At 62.8% G+C, this 7,071-nt stretch carries 6 protein-coding genes; 2 read left to right on the top strand and 4 right to left on the bottom strand.

Features of this window, described 5'->3' with window-relative positions; translation table 11 throughout:
- On the top strand, positions 1 to 401 hold a 401-nt coding region (locus DEH80_RS11600; RefSeq protein ID WP_133249219.1), incomplete at its 5' end, for an IS30 family transposase.
- A gap of 136 nt (positions 402 to 537) precedes the next feature.
- Here the strand turns inward: DEH80_RS11600 and DEH80_RS11595 are convergent.
- From DEH80_RS11595 to DEH80_RS11580, 4 genes are all read right to left on the bottom strand, one after another.
- Positions 538 to 738 (bottom strand): CsbD family protein, encoded by a 201-nt coding sequence (locus DEH80_RS11595; protein WP_109720662.1) that lies wholly within the window; start codon positions 736 to 738, stop codon positions 538 to 540.
- 388 nt (positions 739 to 1,126) lie between these two features.
- Entirely contained in the window at positions 1,127 to 1,900 is a 774-nt protein-coding gene (locus DEH80_RS11590) for an ATP-binding protein (RefSeq protein ID WP_109720661.1), read from the bottom strand.
- A gap of 10 nt (positions 1,901 to 1,910) precedes the next feature.
- On the bottom strand, positions 1,911 to 3,572 hold the full coding sequence (gene ettA, locus DEH80_RS11585; protein WP_109720660.1) for an energy-dependent translational throttle protein EttA: 1,662 nt from the start codon (positions 3,570 to 3,572) through the stop codon (positions 1,911 to 1,913).
- 106 nt (positions 3,573 to 3,678) lie between these two features.
- Positions 3,679 to 4,716, bottom strand: coding sequence for a sensor domain-containing diguanylate cyclase (locus tag DEH80_RS11580; protein WP_133249218.1), 1,038 nt, complete (start codon positions 4,714 to 4,716; stop codon positions 3,679 to 3,681).
- 120 nt (positions 4,717 to 4,836) lie between these two features.
- Between DEH80_RS11580 and DEH80_RS11575 the strand changes: the two genes are divergently transcribed.
- Positions 4,837 to 7,071: a putative bifunctional diguanylate cyclase/phosphodiesterase gene (locus DEH80_RS11575; protein ID WP_109720658.1), complete on the top strand. Its 2,235-nt coding sequence runs from the start codon at positions 4,837 to 4,839 to the stop codon at positions 7,069 to 7,071.

Below are 7,071 nucleotides of genomic sequence, written 5' to 3'. Positions count from 1 at the left end.
GCTCGGCGATTCAAGTGCCGGATCATCAGACGATCCATCAGCGACCAGCCGAAATCGAAGGTCGAGAATTTCCAGGCCACTGGGAAGGCGACCTGATCATCGGCCAGCTGAATCAGTCCTGTATTGGCACGCTGGTTGAGCGTAAGACTGGCTTTCTGGTGCTATGCAAGATGGAGAACAAGAGCGCTGTAGCCGTCCAAGAGGGCTTTGAACGGCAGCTCAAGAGAGTCGGCCGCTTCCTCCGGCTGTCGATGACCTACGACCGGGGTTCCGAGATGGCGGAGCATCCGCTGATGAGCAAGCACCTGAAGATGGCCATCTACTTTGCAGATCCCCACGCCCCTTGGCAGCGAGGCAGCAACGAGAACATCAACGGCCTGCTGCGGCAGGACTTCCCATAGATCGCCGAATCCAAGCCCAACCCCGTACACACAAAAAAGGCCGCATCCGAAGATGCGGCCCGAGCGACCTGCCCACGCGCGGGGGGAGGGGGGGAACGTAGGGTGGTCGCGTACTGGGATCAGCTTGCGCTGATCTTCAGTTCAGTTTGGAAGCGATCTCATCCAGTTTCTGGTTGATCGTTTCCTTGGTTTCGCCGTACTTTTCCTTGATGCGGCCAACCAGTTCCTCGCGGTCACCTTTGGCGCTTTCAAGTTCGTCATCGGTCAGATCGCCATAGGTTTGGCGCAGCTGGCCTTTCATCTGGTCCCACTTACCTTCCCATTGGTGCTGATTCATTCCTGACTCCTTGTCGAAACCTCAATCTTGCAAACCGGGCTGAGTCGCGGTGTAGGCCGTTGCTCAGCTGGTGGGGTCACGATAAGAGTGCTGCGGCGGGGCGTCTACTGTCTCAAAACAGCGACGGCGTTCCGATTGAAGTCGCTCGATAAAAAAGCTAAATATCTGTATTAAAAAGACAATTCCGTTTGTCTCTGATTGGAGAATTCGGAGACATCCTGGTTCGTTCATTCGTGAACACAGGTTCAGGTGGCGAGCCGAACCGGGGTCGCGACGCGGCTGTGCGGCCGGTTTGTCGAGTGTCGGGTTTTGACAAAACGGCGTTGGAAAAAAATTTTGCCTTGGGCAAATTTTCCTGCCAGATGAGGCGAATACGCGTCGGTGGCGGCTAAATCTGGCGTGAACCCACCCAGTGGCGTGCGAACTGGTGTGCTGTCCGGCCAGAGCGGGAGCCGCGCCCCAATGCCCATTGCAGGGCGGCGGTGCGGGCCTCGTCCGTGAGTTCTTCACTGCCGAGCCGCCGCAGATGGGCGCGGACGATATCCAGGTAGCCAGCCTGGTTGAAGGGATAGAACGACAACCACAGCCCGAATCGGTCGGATAGCGAAATTTTTTCTTCCACCGCCTCGCCCGGGTGAATCTCGCCGTCCAGGTTGTGAGCATCCAGATTGTCGGACTTGGGTTCCGGCAGCAGGTGTCGTCGATTGGAGGTGGCGTAGAGCAGCACGTTGTCCGGCGGTGCTTCCACGCTGCCGTCCAGTGCGGCCTTGAGGGCGGTCAGCGTGTCGTCTGTTGCGCCCAGCGAAAAGTCGTCGACGTAGAGAACGAATCGAAAGGGCGCATCCCGCAGCGGCGCGACGATCTCCGGCAGCTCGACCAAATCTGTGGGTGCGACTTCGACCAGCCGCAAGCCGTCGTCGGCAAACTGTGTCAGCAGGGCCTTGACCAGCGACGACTTGCCCGTGCCGCGTGCACCGGTGAGCAGGGCGTGGTTGGCGGGTGCGCCGGCGACGAACTGCGCGGTGTTCGTGACCAGACGGGCTTTTTGGGTCTCTATGCCCAGCAGATCGTGCAGCCTGACCTGTTGCACGGCCTGAATGGCCTGCAACCCGCCCCGGCGCCAGCGCAGGGCGGGTTGGTTGAAATCCACCGCGTCGGTCATGCCCGCCGGACTAGCCGATCTTGCGTCGGGTGGCCTTGACGTCCACACCGACTTCTTTGCCATGACGGCGCTTGTAGTCGGCCGCGTAGTCCTGGTAGTTGCCCTCGATGAATTCCACCGAGTCATCCTCGAACGCCAGGATATGCGTGGAAATGCGATCCAGGAACCAGCGATCATGGCTGATCACCATGACGCAGCCGGGGAAGGCCAGCAGGGCGTCTTCCAATGCGCGCAGGGTTTCCACGTCGAGATCGTTGGTGGGTTCGTCCAAGAGCAGGACGTTGCCCCCGCTGGCCAGCAGTTTGGCCAGGTGCACGCGGTTACGCTCACCGCCGGACAGCTTGCCGACACGCTTCTGCTGGTCGGTGCCCTTGAAGTTGAAGCGACCCACGTAGGCGCGCGACGGCACCTCGTAGTTGCCCACTTTCATGATGTCCTGGCCGCCGGAGATCTCTTCCCAGATGGTCTTGTCGTCATCGAGGTGGTCGCGGGCCTGGTCGACATAGGCCGCCTCGACCGTATCGCCGACGCGGATCGTGCCGCCGTCGGGCTGTTCCTGACCGGTCAGCAGCTTGAAGAACGTGGACTTACCGGCCCCGTTGGGGCCGATGATGCCGACGATGGCCCCGCGCGGGACCTTCATGCTCAGGTTGTCATAGAGCTGACGACCGCCAAAGGACTTGGACACACCCTCAAGCTCATAGACCAGCTCGCCCAGGCGCGGGCCCGGCGGAATGTAGATCTCGTTGGTTTCTGAGCGCTTTTGTGTGGTCGGATTCTGCAGGTCTTCAAAGGCCTTCAGGCGTGCCTTGGACTTGGTCTGCCGGCCCTTGGCGTTGGACCGCACCCATTCCAGTTCCTGCTGCATGGCCTTGGTGCGTGCTGCCTCGCTCTTGGCTTCCTGCTCCAGGCGCTTCTCCTTCTGCTCCAGCCAGGAGGAGTAGTTGCCCTCGTAGGGGATGCCGTGGCCGCGGTCCAGCTCCAGAATCCAGCCCGCGACATTGTCGAGGAAGTAGCGATCATGCGTGACCGCCACCACCGTGCCGGGGAACTCGTCGAGGAAGCGTTCCAGCCAGGCGACCGACTGGGCGTCCAGGTGGTTGGTGGGTTCGTCGAGCAGAATCATGTCCGGCGCGGACAGCAGCAGGCGACACAGCGCGACACGACGACGCTCACCGCCCGATAGCTTGGTCACGTCGGCATCCCAGGCAGGCAGGTTGAGCGCGGCAGCGGCCTTGTCCAGCTTTTGATCCAGGTTGTGCGCGTCACCGGCCTGCAGAATCGCTTCGAGCTTGGCCTGCTCGGCGGCCAGCGCATCGAAATCGGCATCGGGCTCGGCGTAGGCCGCGTAGACCTCGTTGAGCCGATCCTGCGCGTTCTTGATCTCGCCGAGGCCGTCTTCGACGTTGCCGCGCACGTCCTTGGCGGGGTCCAGCTCGGGTTCCTGCGGCAGGTAGCCGATGTTGATACCGGGCTGCGGCCGCGCCTCACCCTGAATGTCGGTGTCGATACCCGCCATGATGCGCAGCAGCGTGGACTTACCGGCGCCGTTGTAGCCCAGGACACCAATTTTGGCGCCGGGGAAGAACGACAGCGAAATGTCTCGCAGAATCTGCTTGTCCGGCGGCACGAGCTTGCCGACGCGGTTCATGGTGTAGACGTACTGGGCCATGGGCATTGAATCAGTGGCGGGAAGGGCGGCGATTATCGCTGATCGCGCCGGTGGGACGCGAGCCGGCCGCTGTCGGGTGGCCTGTGGAGCGGCCCGACGGACGGGTTCAAAGCATCCAGGCTTCGACCCGGTTCCGCCCTTGTCGCTTGGCCTTGTACAAGGCCTTGTCTGCGCGCTCCAGCAGACTATCCAGCGTGGTGCTGTCGCGATTCATCGATGCCACACCCACGCTGGCCGCAATCTGCAGCTGTCCCACCGGGGTGTCGACTCGGGACTGGTAGAGCGCGACGCGCATGCGCTCGCACAGCTCCACCGCCGGCTGGGTATTGGCGCGCGGCAGCAGCAGCGCGAACTCTTCACCACCCAGTCGTCCAAGAATGTCGATGCGGCGAGCATTGCTGCGCATGATCTCGGCTACGTGCTGCAAGGCCAAGTCTCCGATCTGGTGACCATGGGTGTCATTGACCGCCTTGAAGTGGTCCACATCCAACAGCGCCACCGACAGGGGTTCGAAATAACGGCGTGACCGTTCGATCTCCAGGTTGGCCTGTTCGGTGAAATGCGCTCGGTTCGGCAGGCCGGTCAGTACATCGGTGGTGGCCTGGGCGTATAGGGCCGCTTCGCGCTCGCGGTCTGCGGTCACATCCCGAATCACCTCCACAAAACCGCTGTGCCGGCCACGCGGGTCACGGATGATATCCAGCGTCGCCAACGCCCGGAACGCTTCACTCGATCCGCGCCGGCGCAGATGCTCGTCGCTGTAGTGGCCGTGATATTTCGCATACCCGAGTATTTGAGCGGGCAGGTCGGCCGCCCGGCCTGCGGGCTCAAATAGCGTGGAATACGGTTGCCGGATCACGCGGGCCCGGGGGAGGCCGGTCATGCGTTCGGCGCCCTGGTTCCAGGTGAGGATATTGCCGCGCGTGTCGATGAGGTAGATCCCGAAGCCGGTAATGCTCTCCACCATCGCCGCATAGGCCATCGGGGACTCGGCAAGCAAGTCAACGAATCGACGTGGGTCGACCTCGCGATAATCAGACTGTTCGGGCGACGTGGCCATGTTGCCTGCGGTGATGACTTCGGCAGCGGACGGCTGATGATCCCACACCTGGTGCCGGGATTTAACGTTGCGTGTACCGGCCAATCCGTAGTCTGTCCGTTCCGCGGGTTCGCCGCCGTGGCGCCTGTTTGCAATCACATCCCAAAACCCAGCCAACTCCCGCAGGATTCGATACGATGACGACTCACCACTGCGAGCAAGCGCATGGGGCTAGGCGCCGAACCTGAAGACAGCAACACTGCGGCCGAGCAGCTCGCGGGCTTGTTGCAGACGCAAGATCTGGTTCGCCGCATTGTCGCCCGCATGCTGCACGTCCAGGCCGATGACGTCGATTCAGCCATATCCGACGGGCTGGGGTCTCTGGGCGAGCACCTGAACGTCGATCGCGCCTACGTGTTCGTGCTCGAAGGCGAGACGATGCGCAACACCCACGAGTGGTGCGCCAGCGGTATTACCGCAGAGATCGACAATCTCCAAACCGTTCCGGTCGAAGCCTTTGCGTTCTGGATGGATCGACTGGGGGCGGGTGATGCCGTGACGGTCTCCGACGTGGCCGAGCTGCCGGATCACCGCCAGGCGGAGCGTGAGATTCTGCAGGCGCAGGCCATCCGGTCGCTGGTGGTCGTCCCGATGTTCTCGCTTGGCGTGCTGGTTGGGTTTGTGGGCTTCGACGCCGTGCGCGGTCTGCGTGAGTTCCACCCGGGCGAGATCAATCTGCTCAGAACTGTGGCCGATGGCATCACCGCCGTGCTGATCTCCAGCCAGGCTGAGGTCGAAGCGCGCCGGTCTCAGGAGCGACTGGCCGCGCTCACCCGCCATGCGTCCGATTTCGTGTTGTTGTTCGACGAAACGGGTGTGCCCGAATACATCAGCAGCTCGCTGCAGCGTTTCGAGCTGCAGCGACTGCAAGACAAGAGCAGTTGGCTGTCGCGCCTGCACCCCAATGACGTGCGCGCCGTGCGCGCGAGGATCGAGCGGCTGTTGGCGGGCCGGTCCGGTTCTGTCGTGCCATTGCCGGATTGCCGTCTGCTAACGGGCGAGCAGGAGTGGCGGTGGATTGCCGGCACGTTGAGCGATCTGCGTGAGGATGATGCCGTCGGGGCGCTGCTCCTGAACGCCTATGACATCACGTTGCGCAAGGACTTTGAGGCCCGGCTGGCCAACGATGCCCTACATGACCCGCTGACCGGTCTGGGTAACCGGGTGTTGCTGGCCGACCGGCTGGGTCATGCCTGTGACCGGATCCGGGTGTCCGGCGGGGCATTGGCGGTGCTGTTCATGGACATCGACGGGTTCAAGTTGGTCAATGACGGACTGGGCCATCGGGCTGGCGATGAGTTGCTGGCCCGTACGGCCGACCGCCTGCGTCAGTTTGCCGGGCCTTCCGATACGGTGGCGCGATTCGGCGGCGACGAGTTCGTGCTGCTCAGCGAATCGGTGATATCACGCGACGACGCGGATCGCCTGAGTCGCCGGCTGCTCGCCTGGATCAAGGAGCCGATGACGCTGGATGATCAACCCTTCCAGCTCACGGCCTCCATCGGCTGGACCTTTGTTGACAGCCACGATGCCACGCTGGACCCCGAACGCTTGCTGGCCGATGCCGACACCGCGATGTACCAGGCCAAGCGCGAGGGACGAAACCGCGTGACCCGTTTCGACGCCGAACACCGGGCGTATGCCATCCGGGCGACGAATGTGCAGCAACACTTGGCCCGTGCGCTGCAGACCGATGGGCTGGATGTGCATTACCAGCCGGTGGTGGATATGGACACGCGCCATATCCTGGGTGTCGAGGCGCTGGTGCGTTGGCCCGAGCCCAGCGTGGGTCCGGTTTCGCCGTCCGAGTTTGTCCCCATTGCGGAAGAGAGCGGGCTGATCGGAGAGATGACCGAGTACGTGCTGGCGCGCTGCCTGCGTGATCTGGCCACGCTGCCACCGCATATCTACATCGCGCTCAACATGTCGGGTTATTCGCTGCCGCGCCCCGAAACGGCCGACTGGCTGATCGAACAGATGCGCCGTGCCAGCGTGGCTCCGGAGCGCCTGTGCGTGGAGGTCACCGAGACGGCCGTCATGCGGCATCCTGCGGCGGCCGCCCAGACCCTGAGCATTCTGCGCAATTTCGGCGTGCGCACCGCGCTGGATGATTTCGGGACAGGCGCATCGTCCCTGGCCGTGCTGCGCGAGTTGCCGGTCGATCTGATCAAGATCGATCGCAGCTTTGTCCGTGGCGTGGCAACCGAGCCGCGCGATCTGAGCCTGATCAAGGCCGTGATCGGCCTGGCCGACGACTTCGACATGGATGTGCTGGCCGAGGGCGTTGAATTGGAGGCGCAGCGCAGCCTGCTGCTCGAACAGGGCTGCCGTAAGGGTCAGGGATTCTTGTTCAGTCCGGCGGTACCGGCCAGCACGATCGCCAAGCTAGCCCAGCGCTAA

It is taken from the genome of Abyssibacter profundi, from assembly GCF_003151135.1.
Classification (GTDB): Bacteria; Pseudomonadota; Gammaproteobacteria; order Nevskiales; family OUC007; genus Abyssibacter; species Abyssibacter profundi.
The sequence above is the reverse complement of the archived record's forward strand: the minus strand, read 5'-3'. Positions and strand labels throughout refer to the sequence as shown.

Coding starts and splice junctions, on each gene's coding strand:
- DEH80_RS11595 (WP_109720662.1), bottom strand. CDS start 738: ATGAATCAGCACCAATGGGAAGGTAAGTGGGACCAGATGAAAGGCCAG.
- DEH80_RS11575 (WP_109720658.1), top strand. CDS start 4,837: ATGGGGCTAGGCGCCGAACCTGAAGACAGCAACACTGCGGCCGAGCAG.
- ettA (WP_109720660.1), bottom strand. CDS start 3,572: ATGGCCCAGTACGTCTACACCATGAACCGCGTCGGCAAGCTCGTGCCG.
- DEH80_RS11590 (WP_109720661.1), bottom strand. CDS start 1,900: ATGACCGACGCGGTGGATTTCAACCAACCCGCCCTGCGCTGGCGCCGG.